The organism is Paraburkholderia atlantica, assembly GCF_009362785.1.
In the GTDB taxonomy this organism is placed as follows: domain Bacteria; phylum Pseudomonadota; class Gammaproteobacteria; order Burkholderiales; family Burkholderiaceae; genus Paraburkholderia; species Paraburkholderia atlantica.
Genome location: NZ_WHNQ01000004.1, coordinates 273,849 through 294,318 on the forward strand (window position 1 = coordinate 273,849; position 20,470 = coordinate 294,318).

Sequence of the window (20,470 nt, forward strand, 5' to 3'; positions counted from 1 at the left end):
CTTCGTCCGATCCCGCTGTCGATGGAACCCTTTGTCGTCCTGCTGGTGCTGTTCTCCGCACTGCTTCACGCAACCTGGAACGCGTTCTTGCATGTCTCCGAAGATCGCGTCTGGCTGCTCGGCATGATGGCGATGCCGTATATCGCGGTCAGCGCGATCGGCGTGCTTGTGCTGCCGCTGCCGGCGCCGGCCGCGTGGCCATATATCGTTGCGTCGGTGGTGCTCGAATGGGGCTATCTGCTCGCGCTGATCCGCGCGTACAAGAGTGGCGATTTCGGCCAGATCTATCCGATCGCGCGCGGTCTTTCGCCGATGCTGGTGTTCGTCGGCGCGCTCGTGTTCGCGGGCGAAGTGCTGAAGCCGCTCGCCGCGCTCGGCGTCGCGCTGGTGTCGTGCGGCATCGTCTCGCTCGCGTTCCGGCGCGGCATGCGTTTTTCCGGCGAGAGCGTGCCGTTCGCGCTGCTGACGGGTCTATTCATCGCGACGTACTCGGTCGTCGACGGCGTCGGCGCGCGCGTCGCGGGCAATGGCCTCAGCTACATCATGTGGGTCTATCTGATCTGGAACATCCCGCAGTTCCTGCTTGCGTGGCATTGGCGCGGCGGCGCGAATGGGCTGTTCATCGGCCGCGCGCTGGTGGCGAAAGGCATCGCGTCGGGCGTGATCGCGCTCGGCGCGTATTGCCTGATCATCGAGGCGTACCGCTATCTGCCGATCGCGATGGTTTCCGCGTTGCGCGAGTTGAGTTCGATCTTCGCCGTGTTGATCGGCTGCATCTTCCTGCGCGAGAAGCTCACCACGCGACGCATCGTGGCATGTGTGCTCGTGACGCTCGGAGCGGTGTTGATACGGATTTGATGGGAAGTCGGGGCGCGGCCATCTCGGAACGCAGTTAAGTGCCATCAGTTACGCTTCGTTCTTCAAAAGTCCGCGGCTACGACGGAAATCTGGCTGGTCGGTGCGATCGCCGAAGTCATGCTGAGCGGCGGACCCGAGTTCGCGCATTTCACGAAGTGTAGTCAACGCGTGTAGTTCACCACCGGCACGGAATACGAGGTCGGCGCGAATTCAGTCCGGCCGCTGCGCTGCGACGAACCATTCGACGGCGCACCGTACCCGCTATTCTGCGCAGCCTGCTTTTGCGCCGCGACCTTTGCTTCGACCGGCTGGATATGGGCCCGATAGTCGATCACGTTCGCGTTCGACGAATCGTGCACCTGTGCGCGCGGGAGCGGCTGATCGGCCTGATTCGACTGCGCAAACGCTGCGAACGGCGCAGCAATCAGAGCGGCGATAACCCCTGCTTCAATCAACGACTTGATGGACTTCATGATTTCCAACCTCCAGAGATGGCTTCATGCGGTTGCCGCGGAGCCTCGTGCGACTATCGGCTATCGGCTGTCGACTATCGGCAACAGCGAAGTCAGTTTAGGAGCCGGTCAGGCCGCGTAGTAAGCCCTGAACCATGAATTCACTGTTGCCATAGCGGCCACAATTCGAGGTCACCTGGGTCCGGCGCGGCGTCATCGCGATGAACTACACTGATAACGCCAAACGACGCGCCGCCGCCATCGCATCCGATCGAGGAGATTGACGCTCATGTCGCATCCCGTTGCCCTGCCGTCTTACCGTGACAGCGTGCGCGCCGAATGGGTCGATTACAACGGCCACATGCGCGACGCGTTTTACCTGCTGATTTTCAGTCTCGCGACCGACGTGTTGATCGATCTGATCGGCCTGCCCGATGCGGTGCGCAAAGAGCGGCATCGATCGATCTACACGCTCGAAGCGCATCTCAACTATCTGCATGAAATCAAACAAGGCACGCCGGTGCGCGTCGACATGCGCGTGCTCGGCTACGACGCGAAACGTATGCACGTCTACTTCGAAATGTTTGCGCTGGACGCGACGCAAAACCAACGCAGCGGCCCCGTCGCCGCGGGCGAGCAGATGCTGCTGCACGTCGATACCAGCGGACCGCGTGGCGTCGCTTTCGATCCGGACGTCAAGGCGCGCGTACATGAACTCGCGCAGGCTCATGCCGCATTGCCGCCGGCGCGTTTCGCGGGACGTGTGATCGCATTGCCCTGCGCAACGCAACGGAAAACACTACCCGAACGGAGTGACCATGCTTGAGCCGGAAATCGCCGCGTTTATCGAACGAGCGAGTGCGCTCTATCCGTCGCATCACGCGGCGATGACGCCGCGCGAGCAGCGTGATCTGTATGACCGCTACGCCGCGACCTTAACGCCGCCACTGCCCAGCGAACTCACCACACAGGACGCGAACTTTCGCACCGACGCGGGGCAGGCGATCCCGCTACGACTCTACCGGCATCGAGCGAAAGCAAGCGAACACGGCACGATCCGTGGCACGGTGCTGTATTTTCATGGCGGGGGTTTCGTGCTCGGCTCGCTTAACAGTCATCAGATGGTGACCGCGCGCCTCGCCGCCGACACCGGCCTCGACGTGATCGCGGTCGACTACCGGCTCGCGCCCGAGCATCGCGCGCCGGCCGCGCACGACGACTGCCTCGCAATCACGCTTGCCGCGTTGAACAACCGCCTGCCGTTCGATCTGCCCGACCACGCCGGATTGCAACTCGCCGGCGATAGCGCCGGCGGCACGCTCGCGGCAAGCGTCGCGCTGCGCTTGCGCGACGACGGCGTCAGCGGCGTGCGCGGCGTCGCGCTGGTTTATCCGATGCTCGGCACCGAGCCGCAACTACCCGCGCGCGACACCGAGGCCAACGCGCCGATGCTGACGCTCGCGGACGTGCATAAGTTTCGCAACGCGTACTGGGGCACAGTTGGGGGAAACAGCGGAGAACGAGACGAAGAATACGGCGACCCCACGCCCGGCCCCGCATGGACGATCCCGCTCGCCGCAACCCGCTTCGACGGACTTCCGCCGACGCTTGCCATCGGCGCCGAGCACGACCCGCTACGCGACGACGCGCGCGTGTTCGTCGAGCGGATTCGCGAGGCTGGTGGGGATGCCCGACTGCTGATCGGCACGGGGCTCGTGCATGGATGTTGGCGAGCGCTTGAAACGAGCCCCGGCGTGCAGGCGATGCACAGGGCTGTATGCGATTTTCTCGGCGAACAGGCACGCGATTAGCGCGGCGACACGACCGCCGCGCCCGTCGCGCTGCTGCGACTCAGCGATTGCGGTCAGCGCGCCACTTCGCGAACGTGACGAGATCGAGGCCGACTTCGCCCGGCTCGATGCGGGTCCAGCCGAAGAACGCGTCGTCCCAGCCGGGAATGCTTTCGGGCTTCAGCGACCGGAACTTCATGCCGGAACGATACGCGAGGTCCGGCCAGAACAGCGGCATCACCTCGCGCGTGGCGAGCTGGCGCAGCAGGTCGGACGGACCACCCTCGTCGGCGACGATTTCGCCCTGCGAGATCCAGTCGTTCTCGGCCCACGCGACGAACACGCTCGGGTTGCCGGCGGCGTCGAACATCAGGATCACGTTCTGCTCGGGCCGCCAGTAATACTCGACGATGCCCTGCGCGGCCACCACTTCGTCGATCACCTTGCGCGTGCGCGGATCGCAGTAGGTCATGCCGTTTTCGCCGAGCGCGAGCCAGCCCGACTCCCCGCAATGGCGGCTCTTCGCGTCTTTCAGGAAATGGGTGAGACGATTGGCCGAATCCGCGTCGGTCTTGCGCAGGTACAGGTCGACGATGCCGGCGTTGAACGCTTTCACCGCGACAGTTTCATCGGCGACGCCGGTGAGCAACACCTTCGCGCAACGCAGATGCGAGATCGACGACAGAAATTCGACGCCGCCGATGCCCGGCATGTCGTAGTCGACGACGACCGCCGCCACTTCCTCGAAGCGCGACGGCCGCGCGACGATGTCGCGTTCCGCCGAGGTCTCGACGAAGCGCTCGACGCCCGGCTCGCTCAGACACGCCGACGCCGCCGCGAATTCAAGCGAATTCTCGCGCGCGTGCTGGCGGATATAGTTGAGGGCCGCTTGCGGCCGCGTGAAAAACAGGTTCGTGTAAGTGCCCGGAAAAAACCGGCGAAGCGCGTCGAGGTAGCTGTCGTTGTCGTCGACGAAAACCACCGTGGACGGATAAAAAACGGGAGGTCGAATAAAGTTGTTCATATCTTCACGTGTTTCCCACGCCGCCGCGAACACTCAGACCAACCGGTCGGTCGGTTGATCTGGCGTTTCGCAAAGCGACTGCCCAAGGTATGCCGGGCGATGTCGCGCCCGCGGGTCCGCATGATCAATGGGTTCTTGTCGCTACTTCCGGTCACCGCCTGCCGTCGCCGTCATGGACGCTGTTCGCGCGTCTCGGATGGCGCAGTTTGGCGGGCCTGCCGGCATGTGCATTGCGAGCCAGTCGCTGCAAGTCACATTTACACGCCGGATAATCGAACTGTGGCTGCCGGTCGTCTGCAATGGTTCGTATAGTACAGGCTCCAGGCATTGGCGGCACAACTTAAATCGCTTTCCTGCAGGCGCCTATCGCGCAAATGCGGCGCGGCTGATCGATCGAAAAAAACCGCGGCTCACGGAAAAAATGCCCGCTTCAAGCGGGCCGACAAGGGCCTCTAACGGCAGGCATGCGCCGTTGTGGCGCCAGGTTCGATCAGACATCTACCATCGTGATGCGCCGCAATATGCCGACGAGAAGCGTCGATGGCGAAATGGTCGTTTATCATCAGTCAATCGCAGTTGTTTAATGGTTGTTGCTTAGATATGACGAATACCGGGAAGATGATGATAGTCGGGCTGCTCGTGGTCGACGCGGGCGTCGCCGGTTATCTGCTATACCCCAGGGACGATCAGGCGCCGGCCGTGACCGGCGCGGTGACTCGCAGTGTCAGCGGCGCGGTGGAATCGCAACCGCAGACCGACACGCGCGCCATTGGCGGCAGTGTGAGGCCGGCGCAACCGGTGAGCCCGCCCGCACCGCGCGCGGACATCGCGAACAACGTCGCGATCGCGCCGCAGTCGGCGGCCTCGCAGCCGGAGTCGGCTGCTCCGGCACCGGCTCCGGCACCGGCACCGGCGCCAACTCAGGCGCAAGCTCTGGCACCCGCTCCCGCCCAGTCCCTGCCCGCAACGGCGGCCACCCCCGCGCCGAGCGTCATGCCCGATGCGGGCCAGACCGCCAGCGGCCGCATCGATAACGCAGCGCCGGCCGCGGTCGCGCGCGATCGCTCGAAACTGCAGTCGTACGCCCAGCAAAGAGCACAATCGAGGCCGCAGTACGGGCCCCGCATCGACCAGACGACCCAAGGCCGCCGGCGCGACGACACGCACCCGAACGGCGCCAACCCCGTCGCCGCGATGCTGACGGACCAACTGGTCAAGGAATCTTCCAAACCTGACCCGTCGCTGCCGATGCCGTCCGGCGTCACCGTGCCGATGCCGTCTGATAATGGCCCAGGACCTGGCCCCAGTGTCGGCCGCGGCAGCACGAATCCGGTTGCGTCGGCGATGACCGATAAGCTCGTGCGCGAATCGTCGAAAGTGGGACCGACGCAGCCCCCGGCTGAGCCGCCGATCCTCACCAAACCCTGAGCGACGCCGGGCTCACGGCCGCGACGCCACCTCGTCGAGATGCGCGAGCAGATCGGCCGGATCGTCGTAGACGCGCAACGCCCCCGCGCGCTCCAGTTCCTCGGTGCCGTAGCCACCCGATAGCAGGCCGACGCCGAGCGAGCGGCAGCGACGCGCGGCGAGCATGTCCCAGATGCTGTCGCCAACCACGACCGTGTGCTCGATCGGCACGCCGAGCCGTTCGGCCGCGGCGAGGAACAGGTCGGGATCGGGCTTCGCGTATTTGACGTCGTCGCGCGTGACGACGACCGCCTTGGCCGGATCGACGCCGAGCGCCGCCAGATTCAGGGACGCGGTTTCCATCCGCCCGCTCGTCGCGACGGCCCACGGCGTGCCGGCTTGCGTCAGCGCGGCGAGCAGTTCGCGCGCGCCCGGCAGCGGGCAGACCTGCGCGCGCATCCGCTGATAGGCGGCCGCATGCGCGTGCCGCAGCCGTTCGGCGCGTTCGACGCTGATCTCGCCGTGAGTCTCACGCAGCAACTGGTTCGTGAACAGCCCGCCGCTCATGCCGATCTTGCGATGGATACGCCAGACGGACAGCGGGATACCCTCGCTGTCGAGCGCCTCTTTCCACGCCAGCACGTGCTGATAGACGCTGTCGACGAGCGTGCCGTCGAGGTCGAAAAGAAAGGATGTCTGGATACGCATGCGGGCCTCCTGTGATGATGGGTTCGGTCACTATGCCATGTGTCGATGAAACGGCCAGGGCGGGCCACCGCGTTTCAGCAGGTTCCGGCATCTAAAACATTTGCGCGAATTACCACAGATTAGCGCGGTATTTGCGCCGATTTCGGCGTCTCCCCTCCCGGCGCACACCGGAACACGGTAAGCTTCGCCGCCTCGTTGTTTGCGCCGTCTACCGTTTTTCGAAAAATCCCCGCTTTATTTCCCCGCTGGACAACCAGAGTGCGATTTTGGCGCCCCGCGTCAGGCCCGAGCACGCCGCGTGCTCCCGGCCGGTTCACGAAATCACTTCTCAATAACGCGATATCGCAAGCGGAATACGCACGCTACGGCATCCGGCAAATCGCGCAACCAGCCCATTAATCCAAAAACACGTTAGTCAATCAAGGAACCCGCAATGAAAAAGACCCTGCTCGCCGCCGCACTGTGCGGCGCCTTCACGATATCGGCGCACGCCCAAAGCAGCGTGTCGCTGTACGGCCTGATGGACGCCGGCATCGTCTATACGAATAACCAGCTCGGCCACAGCAACTGGCAGCTCGCTAGCGGCACCACGCAGAACACGGTATTCGGCCTGAAGGGTTCGGAAGACCTCGGCGCGGGCTTGCACGCGGTTTTCAAGCTCGAGCAGGGCTTCATGATGAACAACGGCGCCCAGGCGTTCGCAGGCAGCGCGTTCGGCTCGCAGGCATGGGTCGGCCTGCAAAGCGATCCGTACGGCACGCTGACGCTCGGCCGCCAGTTCGACGCGATGAACGACGCCGTCGGCCCGCTGACGGCTGGCTATAACACGTGGGGCGGCAGCCTCGCCGGCCATCCGTTCGAAAACGACAACCTCGCCGCGAACTCGGTCGTGATCAACAACTCGGTCAAGTACGCGAGCCCGCTGTACCACGGTCTCACGTTCGAAACGATGTACTCGTTCAGCAACAAGGCCGGCGGCTTCGCAAACAACCGCTCCTACGGCTTCGGCCTTGCGTACGCGCGGGGCCCGCTGAACCTGGCGGCCGGCTACCTGCAGTTCAACAACGCAGGCAACGGCGCCGGCGCCGTGACCACCGCCGACACCAGCGCGAACTTCATCGCCGAACGCCAGCGCGTGTGGTCGCTCGGCGGCAACTACACGTTCGGACCCGCGACCGTCGGCCTCGTCTGGAGCCACACGCAGATCGACAACGTCGCGGGCGTGTTCTCGTTCGGCACCGGCAGCTACCTCGGCGCGGCCGGCGACGCCACCGGCACGCTCGGCGGCTCGCTGCGCCTCGACAACTACGAGGTCAATGCGAAGTACGCGCTGAGCCCGGCCTGGAGCGTATCGGGCGCGTACACGTTCACGCATGGCGCATATAACGGCTCGTCGCCGACATGGAACAGCGCGATGCTGCAGACCGACTATGCGCTCAGCAAGCGCACCGACTTCTACGTCGAGGGCGTGTACCAGAACGCGCACGGCGCGCCGGCCGATTCGGTGTTGTCGCACGCGATGATCAACACGCTGTCGCCGTCGTCGACGAATTCGCAGGTCGCGGTCACGGTAGGCATGCGCCACGCGTTCTGACGCTGGCGCGCCGCGGTCGCGGCGCCGCGACGGTGCGACGCCCTCACGACTGCGCCGCCGCGATCACCTGCGACGCGAGCGCATGATGCTGGCCGCGTCGCGAGCGGATCGCGTGAATCTCCTCGATCACGCCGTCCGCGCGGCCGAGCCAGCGCAAGCCCCTCAATAACGTGAGATCGTCGGCGCCGAGCTCCGCGAGCGGAAACACGCCGAGCCCCCGCGCCGCGAACACCGCCATCAACGCGCTGTCCTCGAATTCGCCGACGACGCGCGGCCTGATTCCCTGCGCCTCGAACCAGCGCTCGAGCCGCGCGCGCAATGCGCCGTGGCGGGTCGGCAGCAGCACGGGCAGTTCCGCGAGACAGTGCGGAAAGCCGTCGCGCGCCGACTTGCGCACGATCTGCGCGGGCCCGTACCAGTCGACCGGCGAGCCCGCGACGCGCTGGCTCAGCACGCGCAAGTCCGCGCCGTGCGGCGCCGGCTGACAGGCGAGCACCAGGTCGAGCCGATGCAGCGCGAGCTCCGACAACAGTTGCGCGGGCTCTCCCTCATGACACAGCAGCCTTAGCGAGGGCGTGGCAAGCACCGGCGCGAGCAACGCATGAGCGGCGAGCTTCGAAATCCCATCCGATAAACCGACCGCGAGCCGCACCGACTCCGCGCCGCTCGTCTCGCGCATCTCGTCGAGCAACGCCTCGCCCAGCTGAAATATCTGCTCCGCGCGGTTGAACGCCTGCTCACCGGCTTCGGTCATCGCGACGCCGCGCCCGGCGGGCTTCAATAGCTGGCGCCCGAGCGCTTTCTCGAGTTCGCGAACCTGCGCGCTGATCGTCTGCACGGCCATGTCGAGCCGGGCGGCCGCGCGCGCGAAGCCGCCCTCCTTCACGACAATCCAGAAGTAGTACAGGTGACGATAGTTGAGCATGCTGATCCGATACTTCGAAAAAACCGAAATGTCGTTCAGGTTATCACTGGTTCATTCGAACCGTGTATAAGCCGATGATGGCGGTTCCGCCGCTCGCGGCCCACTCGCTTGCCCCACATCATGGACTCCCTGTTCGCACTCGTTGCCGATCCCGCCGCCTGGGCCGCGCTGGTCACGCTGATCGTGATGGAAATCGTGCTCGGCATCGATAACCTGATCTTCATTTCCATCCTCAGCAACCGCCTGCCGGAAGCGCAGCGCGCACGCACGCAGCGCACCGGGCTGCTGCTCGCGCTGGCGATGCGGCTGATCCTGCTCAGCACCGTCGCGTGGATCGCGAAGCTGACCGCGGTCGCGTTCACGCTGTTCGATCTTGGTTTTTCGTGGCGCGATCTGATCCTCGTCGCCGGCGGCCTGTTCCTCGTGTGGAAAGCGACCACCGAAATCCGTCAGCACATGATCCCCGATGACGAAGACACCGCGAAATCAAGCTCGACCGTGCAACTGACGGTGGCCGCCGCGATCGGTCAGATCATCCTGCTCGACATCGTGTTTTCGGTCGACAGCATCATCACCGCGGTCGGCATGACCGAGCACCTGCCGATCATGTTCGTCGCGGTGATCGTCTCGATCATGGTGATGTTGTTCGCGGCGCAGCCGCTCGCGCGCTTCATCGATCGCAATCCGACCATCGTGATGCTGGCGCTGAGCTTCCTGCTCGTGATCGGGATGACGCTGATCGCCGACGGTTTCGGCTCGCACGTGCCGAAGGCCTATATTTACGCGGCGATGGCGTTCTCCGCGTTCGTCGAGGGAATGAACATGCTCGCGCGGCGCGCGAAAACGAAACGTCTGGCAAGCAACGCAGAGTGATGCCGTGATGAAATGCCCGGCGGCTCGGCTCGAGCAATGTCCAGCCGCCGTTGCAGCGTCAGCGCGCCTTCCTGCGAGCGCCCTTGCCGGTCGCCGCGGCGCGCGGCGCTTCCTTCTCGACCGGCGCGCCGCCGTTCATCTGCTCGAGCCACGACAGCGTATCGACGTACGACAGAAACTGCTTCAGATACTCCGGCGACAGTTCGCGCATCAACGACAGCGCGCGATGCACGAGGCTGCTCGAATTGAGCGGCCCCGCATTGCCGGGCACCTGCGCGAGCGACTGGCGCAGCTGCTTTTCGGTGCGGACTTTCGACCATACTTCGCGAAAGTAGTCGACCGCGGGGAGTTCGGGATAGGCGGCGGCGTGCGGAGCATCGGCCCGCGCCTGGTGGCGGGCGAGCTGTTCGATCAGCGCCGCGAGCGTGGCGTCGCTGGCCGCGTTGGCCTCAACGGAGGTGGCTTGCAACGCGCTCCGGTCCGCAGCCGCACGCTCGACCTCGGCCGTATATTCGGCCAGTAATGCTGCCAACCGTCGCTCGATCACTCGTCGCGTCTCGCCACTGTGCTGCGCCGCGCGCCGCGCAAGCGCGTCGAGCAGATGAAAGCGCAGCGGATCGAGCCGATCCGCACCGCTCGCGCGCCATGCATCGAGCGTCGCGCGAGCCGCATCGATTGCATCGTCAAGCACCGGACTTCTCCCCCGTCGCCGCGCTCGACGGCCGCGGCACCGGCGCGATTTCGACGCGGCGGTTTTTCGCACGGCCGGATTCGTCGGCATTCGAACTGACCGGCTGCTCGGAGCCGAACGCCGCCGCAAACACCGACGACGCCGGCAGGCCCTCGTCGATCAGCGCGCGCGTGACCGTCAACGCGCGCTGCGCCGACAGCTCCCAGTTATCGGCGAAGCGTCGATTGCCTTCGCGCAGGCGTTGATCGTCGGTGAAGCCGCTGACCATCAGGATCTGATCGCTCGCGCGCAGATACGCGGACAGCGGACCGGCGAGGCTCTTCAGCAGCGCGCGGCCCTCGGGCTGCAGCTGCGCGGAGTTCAGCGCGAACAGCACGTTGCCGCTAATGCCGATGCGGCCATTGACGAGCGTCACGCGCCCCGCCGCGAGCGGTCCCGCGAGCGCCTGCTCGAGCGTCTTGCGGCGCTGCGTTTCGGCCTGACGCTGCTTGACCTCCTGCTCGAGCTTGTTCGACAGCACGAGCTGGATGCCGATCACGCTCACCAAAATCAGCACGAACGCGCCAACCAGCACCGACATGAGATCGCCGAACGCAGCCCAGACCGGCGCGGCCGTTTCCACGCCGCCGTCGATGTCCTCGCTCATACCGCGTCGGCTCCGACGGTCGCGCGCTGCGCGGCCAGCAACTGCAGGTCTTCGACGATCTGCTTCTGCGACATCACGCTGAGGTCGACCACGTCACGCGCCTGCGCGACGTAGTAGGCGAGCTGTTCGTCGCTACGGGCAAGCGATTTGTCGAGCGCCGCTTCGATGCGTTCGAGATGCGCGACGAGCTTGTCGTTCGCTTCGCCGAACATGCCGACGGCCGCGCCGAATGCTTCGCCGAGGCTCGCGACTTCGACCGCGCTGCCGGTGACCTGCGCGGCGACCGTGCCGAGCTTGCCGGTCTCGTGCTCGAGGTGCTCGGTGAAGCGATTGCCGACGCGTTCGAGCAGATCCGCCGACGTCGAGACCAAGGCATCGACGGCGGTACGCTGTTCGGTCGACGCGTGGTTGACCGCGTCCAGCAGCGTTTCCAGCGTGGCGAGCAGACGACTGCGCTCTTCCAGCATCGCGGTATCGCGGACCATGCTGTCGGAGAGCTTCTGGCGCAGCTCCGCGACGACTTCGGCGGCAGCCTTCGGCGCTTCCGACGCCGCCTGCACGAGACGCTCGATTTCGGCGATCGTCGCGTTGGCATGCGTTTGCGTCTGCGCGGAGATTTCGTGAGCGGTTTGCGCGAGTGCGTCGCAAATCTGCTGCTGACGGGTCGCCGTTTGCGAACCCGTTTGCTGCCATTGTTCGCTGAGCTTTGCGGTCATCGCACCGAGCGCTTCGGTCCATGCGGCGAAGCGCTGTTCGTCGCGCGCGGCGAGTTCGGCTTGCAGGTTTGCTGCGGCCTTCGGTGCTTCGGCCGCTGCCTGGACCAATCGATCGATTTCGGCGATCGTCGCGCTGGCATGCGATTGCGTCTGCGCGGAAAGATCGCGTGCGGTTTGCGCGAGTGCGTCGCAGATCTGCTGCTGATGGCTTGCTGCTTGCGAACCCGTCTGCTGCCATTGTTCGCTGAGCTTCGCGGTCAGTGCACCGAGCGCTTCGGTCCATGCGGCGAAGCGCTGTTCGTCGCGCGCCGCGAGTTCGGCTTGCAGGTTTGCCGCCGCCTTCGGTGCTTCAGCCGCGACTTGCACCAACCTATCGATTTCCGTGATCGTCGCGCTGGCATGCGCTTGCGTCTGCGCGGAGATATCGCGCGCGGTTTGGGCAAGCGCATCGCAGATCTGCTGCTGATGGCTTGCAGCTTGCGAACCCGTCTGCTGCCATTGTTCGTTGAGCTTCGCCGTCATCGCGCCGAGTGCTTCGGTCCACGCGACGAAGCGCTGTTCGTCGCGCGCGGCGAGTTCGGCTTGCAGGTTCGCTGCGGCCTTCGGTGCTTCGGCTGCTGCCTGCACAAGTCGATCGATTTCCGCGATCGTCGCGCTCGCATGCGTTTGCGTCTGCGCGGAGATTTCGCGTGCCGTCTGTGCGAGCGCGTCGCAGATTTGCTGCTGATGGCTGGCGGCTTGCGCACCCGTCTGCCGCCATTGTTCGCCGAGCTTCGCGCCCATCGCGTCGAGCGCCTGCGCCCATGCGCCCAAACGCTGCTCGTCGCGCGCGGTCAGTTCCGTTTGCAGGTTCGTGTGCGAGCTGCCGACAGCACTCAGCAACGCCGCGGCATGTTGTTCGAACGTCGCGGCGGCGCGCGCCAATGCCTGTTCGTTGTTGGCGGCGAGTTTGTCGCCCGCGCTTTGCTGCTTTGCCAACGCGTCGCCCCAGGCCTGCGACATGCCGCTCGCCGTCGCTTCGAGCCGCGCGGACACACCGTCGAGCAACGCGGCCGAGCGCTGTTCAAACGCTTCGACAACGCGTTCGACCGAAGCGCGCTGTTGCGCGGCCAACTCGTCGCTCGCCTGCCGATGTCCGGCGAGCGCGCTGTTGCAAATCTCGGCGACGTTCGCGCTGGTCGCCGCGAAGCCGCTCGACATGCCGTCGAGCTGGCGCTGCACGGCCTGAGTCACCGCGTCGTGCAACGCGGCGGTCTCGCGCGAGAGACCGGCCATCGTCGCTTCGACGACCGGTTGCAGGGCCCTGCCCGCAGCCTGCGCGCTGCCGGCCACGCTGTCTTTCAGCGACTGTTCGATCACACCGGCCAGACGCAGATAAGCCGCTTCGGTGCGGCCGTAAAACGCGTCGAGGCTCGCGATCTGCCGCTCGTTCGACGCGGCGCTTTGCCGTTCGAGCGCGCTCATCATCGTCTGCAGCCGTTCGACCAGCAGCGGCGTCGCTTCGGCCTGGCGCTGCAGCAGCCGGAAGCTTTCGTCGCGCTGATGGCTCTGCGAGTACACGCGCAAAGTCGTCGCGATCTTCACGTCGAGCTGTTGCGCCGCTTCGAGCCGCTCGCGGCGGCATAGCGCGGACAGCAGCCCGAGCATCGCCGAGGTCGCGACGCCCGCGATCGACGTGCCGAACGCGAAGCTCAGCCCCTTGACCGGCGCGGCCAGCGATGCGCGGATCGCCTGCAGGTCGCTCGCGCTCTCCAGCGCGAGGCCGGTGCCGCGCAGCGTCATCACCATGCCTAGCAGCGTGCCGAGCATGCCGAGCAGCACCAGCAGGCCGACCAGATACGGCGTCAGCGCGGGACCAGGCAACGCGACGCGCTCGCCTTCGACGCGCAGCCGCACGCTATTGCGCAGACTCGGATGGACGGGATCGAGAAACGCGGCAAGGCTCGGTGGTGGTCCGGACAGCGCGGCGAGCGCACCCGTCAGCGTAGTAGTGGCATGGCTATAGCGGCGCAATTCGAGCGCGCCCAGCACATAGCAGACGCCGATCAGCAGCGTGACGGCGAACGCGAGCGGATTGGAGACGGCGTAGCCGACGGCGATCCAGCACGCCGCGGCGAGCCCCGCGAGAAATACAACGAGATCGATACGATATCTGGACATGGGGTCCCAGTTAGCAGGCGCGAAGAGCCGCGAGCAGCCCTTCGACCGGTTGAAAACGAACGTCTAGCTCGGCCAGCAAAACGCTTTGCATGTCTTTGCGGAAGGCGTCGAGCCATGCATCGGACGCGAGCGGCGCGGCAGCGTTGCTGGCGTCGGTCGACCTGGCGAGTCGCGTGGCTGCGGTGCTTGCGTTGACGTGAGCCAAGGCTGACTCGGGTTGCGTGGCTCGAGCGCCGGCATCGGCCTCGACTTCGGCCGCTGCTTCCGCCTCCGCCACCCTCCGCGCCTCACCCTCTTTCAAGCGCTCGAAGTGCCCGCCGAGCAGACCCGGCACCGCGCCGAGCAAAGTCCGCTCGCGCTCGCCGAGCGCACGCTCCATCACCGCATCGACGACCGCGAGCCGCGCAAGCGCCGGCGCTTGCGTCGCCAGCAGCGCGCGCAGTCGGCCGCGCAATGTGCCGATCGCCGTTTCCATCGACTGCTGAAGTGCGAGATAGCGCTGCCGGAACACTGCGTAGTCGGCCTGCGTGTCGACGGCCACGCGCGGCGCCGGCATCCGGGCGGACAAAGACGACGAGCCACGCCGCCGCGAGCCTGCGAGCACGCTATCGCTGGCGATTGCGCTCACCAGCGAGCGGCGCACCCGCGTGCACTCTTCCTCTTCCGCGCGGCCGAACGCGCGCGCGCCACCAGCGACGGCCGGCGGCTTGCCGTCGAGCGCCGATGACAACGCGATAGCGTCGGTCCAGCCGAGCCACTGGCTCAGCCGATCCGCCAGCGATTGGCGCGATTCGGCGACGTCGGCCTCGCCGAGACGGGCCAGTAAGCGAACGAGCGCGGGCCCGCTGAGGGCGCTGCGCTGAGGGGCTTGCAACATACCACCGGACGCAAAAAAGTCAGCAGTTTACACGCTGACGCCAACGAGTCCGAAGTCGCTCGCTTGATCGTGCGTCGAAAGACACGGTTTTGCCCGATCGAACCTGGCATTCGCGCGTTTTCCCGAGCGCGGTTTTTTGCCAATAGCGAAGCGAGCCTATCCCTGTATAAGATGAAAGCCGGTGCCTCGCCTCGCACTCGAATGCTGCGGAGCGTCGACAACACACAGAACACACGCAAGGCGGACAGGGAGCATGAAATTCGATACCGTGGTGCTCGGCGCCGGCATTGTCGGGGTATGCGTCGCCGTGCATCTGCAGAAGCGCGGGCGCGCGGTTGCGCTGATCGACCGTAAGCAGCCGGGCAACGAAACGTCGTTCGGCAACGCCGGGCTGATCCAGCGCGAAGGCGTCTATCCGTACGCGTTTCCGCGCGGGCTCGGCTCGCTGCTGCGCTACGCGCGCAACCAGTCGCCCGACGTGCGCTATCACGCCGACGCGATGCTCCAGGTTGCACCGTTTCTATGGCGCTACTGGCGCAACTCACATCCAGCGACGCATGCGGAAATCGCGAAGTCGTACGCGACATTGATCGAGCATTGCGTCAGCGAACATCGCGCGCTCGCCGCGGACGCCGGTGCGAGCGCGCTGCTGCGGCCCATCGGCTGGATCAAGGTGTTTCGCAACACCGCCGCGCGCGATGCCGAAATCACTCTTGCCGAACGGTGGCATCGCGAATACGGCGTCGAGTTCGAAACGCTCGACGCCCCGCGCCTGCAGCAGCTCGAACCCGATCTCGACAAGCGGCTGCAAGGCGGGCTGCGCTATCCGCAATCCGATTCGGTCAGCGATCCGAACGCGCTCGTCACCGCGTACGCGCGGTACTTCGAAGCGCTCGGCGGCCGGTTCTTCATCGGCGATGCCGATACGCTGCGCGAAGGCTGGCAGGTCGATACGCGGGACGGGCCAATCTCGGCCGCCTCGGCGGTGATCGCGCTCGGGCCGTGGTCGGATCGCGCGAGCACGCGGCTTGGGTATCGACTGCCGCTTGCGGTCAAGCGTGGCTATCACATGCACTACGCAGCGCGTCGGACCGCGCGCCTCAACCATCCGATTCTCGACGTCGACCATGGTTATGTGCTCGCGCCGATGGCGCGCGGCATCCGGTTGACCACTGGCGTCGAAATCGCGCGTCCCGAGGCGGCCAAGACGCCGGTGCAACTCGATGCGGCCGAGCCCATCGCGCGCACGCTGTTTCCGCTCGGCGAACGTCTGGACCCGGAACCGTGGATGGGACGGCGCCCGTGCACGCCGGACATGATGCCGATCATCGGGCCCGCGACGAAACACCAGGGACTGTGGTTCGCGTTCGGCCATGCGCATCATGGCCTGACGCTCGGACCGGTGACGGGGCGGCTGATCGCCGAGATGATGACCGGAGAGCCGACGCTGGTCGATCCGCGGCCGTTTCGGGTCGAGCGGTTTTAGCCGGACGGTCTGAGGGCGGCTCGAGCGAGCGCAAGGTTTTGTTATTTCCATGAAAGAAACGCCGGAGGGCCTCGAACAGGCCTCTTGTGCGACCGCTTTTTGCCCTGTTCCGCGCCTGAGGCGAGGACAGCGGCTCTCACAACCTCTCTCGCCGCGCCCTGCAGCGCCCACCCTTCAACCGATGAACTATCCGCCATATAGGCGATAAGTTCCGGCCATCATCGCGTAATTCACGCGAATCTCACTCCAAATCCCTCTTCACCGCGCACCCTTCAAAGCTGCTCCCGGCAAAATTTCTATTGAGAACGCTTCTCAATTACGCGGCATTTGAATACAATCCGTCCCGAAATCACTTTGTAATAAACATGGAATGTCCGGGTAAGGAAGCTGTCACCCGCCCCGGCTTCCCGAACTCGACGGGGATAAACATGAAGTTGCGGTCCGACGATCCGAAGCTCGGCAAAATCAGCACGACACTATGCGGCGTACTGGCCGCCGGCCCCGCCCTCGCGCAGGGCACCACGGCCGCCGCGCCGCCCGAGCCCGAGGGCCAGCTCGCGCCGATTTCCGTGCAAGGCCAGTCGGACGATGGCTTCAAGACCGATCACTCCGCGTCGGTCAAATTCACCGCGCCACTCGTGGATACGCCCAAGTCGGTCACCGTGATTCCCGAGGAGCTGATTCGCAGCACCGGCGCATCGACGCTCACCGAAGCGCTGCGCACCGTGCCCGGCATCACGTTCGGCGCCGGCGAAGGCGGCAACCCGCTTGGCGACCGGCCGTTCATTCGCGGCTACGACGCGCAGGGCAGCACGTTCGTCGACGGCATGCGCGATATCGGCGCGACGACGCGCGAAGTGTTCAACATCGAAAGCATCGAAGTGACGAAGGGTTCGGACGGTGCGTTCGGCGGCCGTGGCGGCGCGGGCGGCAGCATCAATCTGATCACGAAGACGCCGCATCTGGGTACGACCGCCGACGGCAGCGTCGGCCTCGGCACCGACCGCTATCGCCGCTTCACCGCCGACGGCAACTGGCAGATGGCCGACCACGCGGCGTTCCGCCTGAACGTGATGAGCCACAACAACGACGTGGCCGGCCGCGATGCGGTCAACAACGAGCGCTGGGGCATCGCGCCGTCGTTCACGTACGGTCTCGGCACGCCGACCCGCGTGACCGCGAGCTACTACCACCTGACCACCGACGACCTGCCCGACAGCGGCATTCCGTACTTCTACACGACGACCAACAAGCCGGCGAACGTCAGCACGATCTTCCCGGCGCCGGTGGACCGCCACAACTTTTACGGCCTGATCGACCGCGATTTCCGCAAGACGAGTTCGGATATCGGCACCGTGCGTATCGAACACGACATCAACGGCGACCTGACGATCCGCAACACGACGCGTTACACGAAGTCGACCCAGGACTACATCTGGACCCAGCCCGACGACAGCCAGGGCAACGTCGTCAACGGCAAGGTGTGGCGCCGCGCGAATACGCGCGCGAGCAACGTGTACAGCCTCGCGAACCAGACCGAACTGTTCGGCGAGTTCAAGACTGGCTTCCTGAAGCACAGCTTCACGACCGGCATCGAGTTGTCGCGCGAAACCAGCGTCAACGATTCGTACACGGTGGCGGCCGCGACCGGCGCGATCTGCGCAACCAATGGCATTGGCGCGGCGTCGGGCTATAACTGCACGAGTCTCTGGACGCCGAATCCGAACGATCCATGGGCGGGATCGATCAAGCAAACCAACGACCCGAGCCAGCAGCGCACCACCACTAAATCGATCTACGCGTTCGATACCATCGAGCTGACGAAGCGCTGGCAGGCCAACGTCGGCCTGCGCGTCGACGATTACTCGACCGATCTGCGCACTACCGTCGCCAACGGCGCGACGCGTGTGTCGCGCGACGACACGCTGTTCAACTACCAGTTCGGCCTCGTGTTCAAGCCGGCATCGAACGGCAGCATCTATGCGTCGATCTCGACGTCGTCGACGCCGGCTGGCGCACTGCTCGGCCAGGGCAGCGAAACGCAGTCGCTGATTCCGTCCCGCGGCGTCGGCCCGAACGCGGCGCTGTTGTCGCCGGAAAAGAACCGAAGCGTCGAAGCGGGCAGCAAGTGGAACGTGCTCGACAACAAGCTGTCGCTGACCGGCGCGCTGTTCCAGATCGACACGACCAATGCGCGCGTCACGCTGCCGGACAACACGTACGCGATGGTCGGCAACAAGCGCGTGCAGGGGTTCGAGTTCGGCGTGGCGGGTCAGTTGACCAACAAGTGGCAGGTGTTCGGCGGCTACACGTATCTGAAGAGCGAGTTGCGCAACAACGGCAAGACCACCTCGGATAACGGCCATCAGTTCCCGAACACGCCGAAGAACAGCATCAGCCTGTGGACCAATTACGAAGTGCTGCCGAAGTTCACGATCGGCGGCGGCGCGTTCTACATGTCGCAGGTGTATGGCGATACCGCGAATCTGCGGGCGGTGCCGTCGTACTGGCGCTTCGACGGCATGGCGACGTATCGCGTGAACAAGCACGTCGATCTGCAGCTGAACGTGCAGAACATTTTCAACCGCACCTATTACGACCAGGCGTACGCGTCGCACTACGCGTCGATCGCGCCGGGACGCTCCGCGTTCCTGACGCTCAACGCGCACTACTGATGCCGCGCGCGCTGAACGAGGTCTCGGTGCGGGCGCTCGCGAGCGTGTCGCGCGATGAATTCGCCGCGATCCTCGCGGGGCCACCCGAGCGTGCCGCCGCGTGGGTCGCGGCGGCCGCGCGCAACGGCATCGTCGAGGCGCAGGCCGTGTACGGTCAGTACCTGCTCGACGGTCACGGCGTCGAGCGCGACGTCGACGAAGCGTTCGTCTGGTTCCGGCACGCGGCGCGGCGCGATCATCCGATGGCGATGAACATGCTCGGCCGCTGCTACGAGCATGGCTGGGGCACGGCCGCGTGCGCGCCGGTCGCCGTGTACTGGTATCGGCTCGCGGCGCAAGCCGGGCTCGACTGGGGCATGTACAACTATGCGTCGGCGTTGGCGCTCGGTCATGGCATCGAATGCGATCGCGCGCAGGCATTGCAGTGGTTCTTGCGTGCGGCCGAACTCGGGCACGCGAAGTCGCTGAACTTCGTCGGCAGCTTTTACGAGGATGGCTGGAGCGTCGATGCGGATGCGGAGATCGCGCTGGACTTCTATCGACGCGCCGCGCAAGGCGGCGATTTTCGCGGGCAGTTCAACTACGCACGGTTGCTTGCGGAGCGTGGCGAAATCGCCGCAGCACTGCAATGGTTGCAACGTGTGCCGCGCACCGCGACTGGCGCGTTCGTCGCGAAGATGCGCGCATGGCTGGCCGCTTCGCCCGTTAGCGCGTTTCGCGCGCTCGAACGCAGCCTTGACGCAAACGCCAATGCGAATGCCAATGCGAATGCGAGCCTCAACATGAACACACAAATCAGCGCCACGCCAAACCTGACTCAGGAGTCGCGCACATGATGCTGCATTTGCCAGCCGTACTCACCAAACAGCAGGTCGCGCAATGCCGCGAAATGCTCGACGCGGCGCAATGGATCGACGGCAATGCGACTTCCGGCCAGCAATCGGCGCAAGCCAAGCGCAACCAGCAGCTGCCCGAAGGCTCGCCCGCCGCGCGTGCGATCGGCGATGCGATCCAGGACGCGCTCGGCCGCAACGCGCGCTTCTTTTCCGCCGCGCTGCCGCTGAAAGTCTTCCCGCCGCTCTTCAATCGTTATACCGGCGGCGACGGTTTCGGCACACACGTCGACAATGCGATCCGCCAGCTACGCGGCACGGACTTCCGCATCCGCAGCGACCTGTCGGCGACGCTGTTCCTCGCCGAACCCGACACCTACGACGGCGGCGAGCTTTGCATCGAGGACACCTACGGCGTGCATCGCGCGAAACTGCCGGCCGGCGACATGGTGCTCTACCCCGCTTCGAGTCTGCATCACGTGAGCCCGGTCACGCGCGGCGTGCGCGTCGCGTCGTTCTTCTGGATTCAGAGCATGGTGCGCGACGACGGCCAGCGCGCGACACTGTTCCAGCTCGACAACGACGTGCAGACGCTCGCGGCCGAACGAGGCTCGACCGACGCGACCGTCGTGAGCCTCACCGGCATCTATCACAATCTGCTGCGTCGCTGGGCCGACGCCTGATCGGCGCCAGGCCAGCAGCCGTCGATGCAATAAAAAACGCCGCGGGCCAACAGCCCCGCGGCGTTTTTCATC

18 protein-coding genes are annotated in these 20,470 nt (G+C 65.4%); 10 read left to right on the forward strand and 8 right to left on the reverse strand.

What is annotated here, in order from left to right; genetic code table 11:
• Positions 1 to 21 precede the first annotated feature (21 nt).
• Positions 22 to 858, forward strand: coding sequence for a DMT family transporter (locus tag GCT19_RS07855; protein WP_152851552.1), 837 nt, complete (start codon positions 22 to 24; stop codon positions 856 to 858).
• 161 nt (positions 859 to 1,019) lie between these two features.
• Here the strand turns inward: GCT19_RS07855 and GCT19_RS07860 are convergent, their stop codons facing one another.
• Entirely contained in the window at positions 1,020 to 1,331 is a 312-nt protein-coding gene (locus tag GCT19_RS07860; protein WP_018434189.1) for a hypothetical protein, read from the reverse strand.
• Between the two features lie 268 nt (positions 1,332 to 1,599).
• Here GCT19_RS07860 and GCT19_RS07865 point away from each other — a divergent pair, with 268 nt between their 5' ends.
• Together GCT19_RS07865 and GCT19_RS07870 are read left to right on the forward strand one after the other, a co-directional pair.
• Positions 1,600 to 2,136, forward strand: a complete 537-nt coding sequence (locus tag GCT19_RS07865; protein ID WP_152851553.1) for a thioesterase family protein — start codon at positions 1,600 to 1,602, stop codon at positions 2,134 to 2,136.
• Positions 2,129 to 3,121: an alpha/beta hydrolase gene (locus GCT19_RS07870; protein ID WP_152851554.1), complete on the forward strand. Its 993-nt coding sequence runs from the start codon at positions 2,129 to 2,131 to the stop codon at positions 3,119 to 3,121. Before GCT19_RS07865 ends, GCT19_RS07870 begins: the two co-directional genes overlap by 8 nt.
• Positions 3,122 to 3,161: 40 nt before the next feature.
• On the opposite strand, the gene GCT19_RS07875 is transcribed toward GCT19_RS07870, so the two are convergent.
• Positions 3,162 to 4,124: a response regulator gene (locus GCT19_RS07875; protein WP_152851555.1), complete on the reverse strand. Its 963-nt coding sequence runs from the start codon at positions 4,122 to 4,124 to the stop codon at positions 3,162 to 3,164.
• Between the two features lie 618 nt (positions 4,125 to 4,742).
• On the opposite strand from GCT19_RS07875, the gene GCT19_RS07880 reads away from it, so the two are divergent.
• Positions 4,743 to 5,552, forward strand: coding sequence for a hypothetical protein (locus GCT19_RS07880; RefSeq protein WP_227749212.1), 810 nt, complete (start codon positions 4,743 to 4,745; stop codon positions 5,550 to 5,552).
• A gap of 12 nt (positions 5,553 to 5,564) precedes the next feature.
• Here the strand turns inward: GCT19_RS07880 and GCT19_RS07885 are convergent, their stop codons facing one another.
• On the reverse strand, positions 5,565 to 6,239 hold the full coding sequence (locus GCT19_RS07885) for an HAD family hydrolase (protein ID WP_013092213.1): 675 nt from the start codon (positions 6,237 to 6,239) through the stop codon (positions 5,565 to 5,567).
• Between the two features lie 433 nt (positions 6,240 to 6,672).
• Here GCT19_RS07885 and GCT19_RS07890 point away from each other — a divergent pair, with 433 nt between their 5' ends.
• On the forward strand, positions 6,673 to 7,833 hold the full coding sequence (locus GCT19_RS07890; protein WP_018434184.1) for a porin: 1,161 nt from the start codon (positions 6,673 to 6,675) through the stop codon (positions 7,831 to 7,833).
• Between the two features lie 43 nt (positions 7,834 to 7,876).
• Here GCT19_RS07890 and GCT19_RS07895 read toward each other — a convergent pair whose 3' ends face one another.
• On the reverse strand, positions 7,877 to 8,758 hold the full coding sequence (locus tag GCT19_RS07895; RefSeq protein ID WP_018434183.1) for a LysR family transcriptional regulator: 882 nt from the start codon (positions 8,756 to 8,758) through the stop codon (positions 7,877 to 7,879).
• A gap of 120 nt (positions 8,759 to 8,878) precedes the next feature.
• Here GCT19_RS07895 and GCT19_RS07900 point away from each other — a divergent pair, with 120 nt between their 5' ends.
• A complete protein-coding gene (locus GCT19_RS07900; protein WP_152851556.1) occupies positions 8,879 to 9,631 on the forward strand; it encodes a TerC family protein in 753 nt (250 codons plus the stop codon).
• A gap of 58 nt (positions 9,632 to 9,689) precedes the next feature.
• On the opposite strand, the gene GCT19_RS07905 is transcribed toward GCT19_RS07900, so the two are convergent.
• From GCT19_RS07905 to GCT19_RS07920, 4 genes are read right to left on the reverse strand one after another with little or no spacing between them, the layout of a single operon-like run.
• On the reverse strand, positions 9,690 to 10,322 hold the full coding sequence (locus GCT19_RS07905) for a DUF2894 domain-containing protein (protein ID WP_018434181.1): 633 nt from the start codon (positions 10,320 to 10,322) through the stop codon (positions 9,690 to 9,692).
• Positions 10,315 to 10,968, reverse strand: coding sequence for an OmpA family protein (locus tag GCT19_RS07910; RefSeq protein WP_152851557.1), 654 nt, complete (start codon positions 10,966 to 10,968; stop codon positions 10,315 to 10,317). The genes GCT19_RS07905 and GCT19_RS07910 overlap by 8 nt, the downstream gene beginning before the upstream one ends.
• Positions 10,965 to 13,844: a DUF802 domain-containing protein gene (locus GCT19_RS07915; RefSeq protein ID WP_152851558.1), complete on the reverse strand. Its 2,880-nt coding sequence runs from the start codon at positions 13,842 to 13,844 to the stop codon at positions 10,965 to 10,967. The genes GCT19_RS07910 and GCT19_RS07915 overlap by 4 nt, the downstream gene beginning before the upstream one ends.
• 10 nt (positions 13,845 to 13,854) lie before the next feature.
• Positions 13,855 to 14,721, reverse strand: coding sequence for a DUF3348 domain-containing protein (locus tag GCT19_RS07920; protein WP_018434178.1), 867 nt, complete (start codon positions 14,719 to 14,721; stop codon positions 13,855 to 13,857).
• A 253-nt stretch (positions 14,722 to 14,974) separates the two neighbouring features.
• On the opposite strand from GCT19_RS07920, the gene GCT19_RS07925 reads away from it, so the two are divergent.
• The 4 genes from GCT19_RS07925 (at position 14,975) to GCT19_RS07940 (ending at position 20,398) form a co-directional block, all read left to right on the forward strand.
• Complete coding sequence (locus tag GCT19_RS07925; RefSeq protein WP_152851559.1) at positions 14,975 to 16,207, forward strand: NAD(P)/FAD-dependent oxidoreductase; 1,233 nt, start codon at positions 14,975 to 14,977, stop codon at positions 16,205 to 16,207.
• Positions 16,208 to 16,635: 428 nt separating this feature from the next.
• Complete coding sequence (locus GCT19_RS07930) at positions 16,636 to 18,882, forward strand: TonB-dependent receptor (RefSeq protein WP_152851560.1); 2,247 nt, start codon at positions 16,636 to 16,638, stop codon at positions 18,880 to 18,882.
• Entirely contained in the window at positions 18,882 to 19,718 is an 837-nt protein-coding gene (locus GCT19_RS07935) for a tetratricopeptide repeat protein (RefSeq protein WP_152851561.1), read from the forward strand. The genes GCT19_RS07930 and GCT19_RS07935 overlap by 1 nt, the downstream gene beginning before the upstream one ends.
• Positions 19,715 to 20,398, forward strand: coding sequence for a Fe2+-dependent dioxygenase (locus GCT19_RS07940; RefSeq protein ID WP_152851562.1), 684 nt, complete (start codon positions 19,715 to 19,717; stop codon positions 20,396 to 20,398). The genes GCT19_RS07935 and GCT19_RS07940 overlap by 4 nt, the downstream gene beginning before the upstream one ends.
• The last annotated feature ends 72 nt before the right edge of the window (positions 20,399 to 20,470 follow it).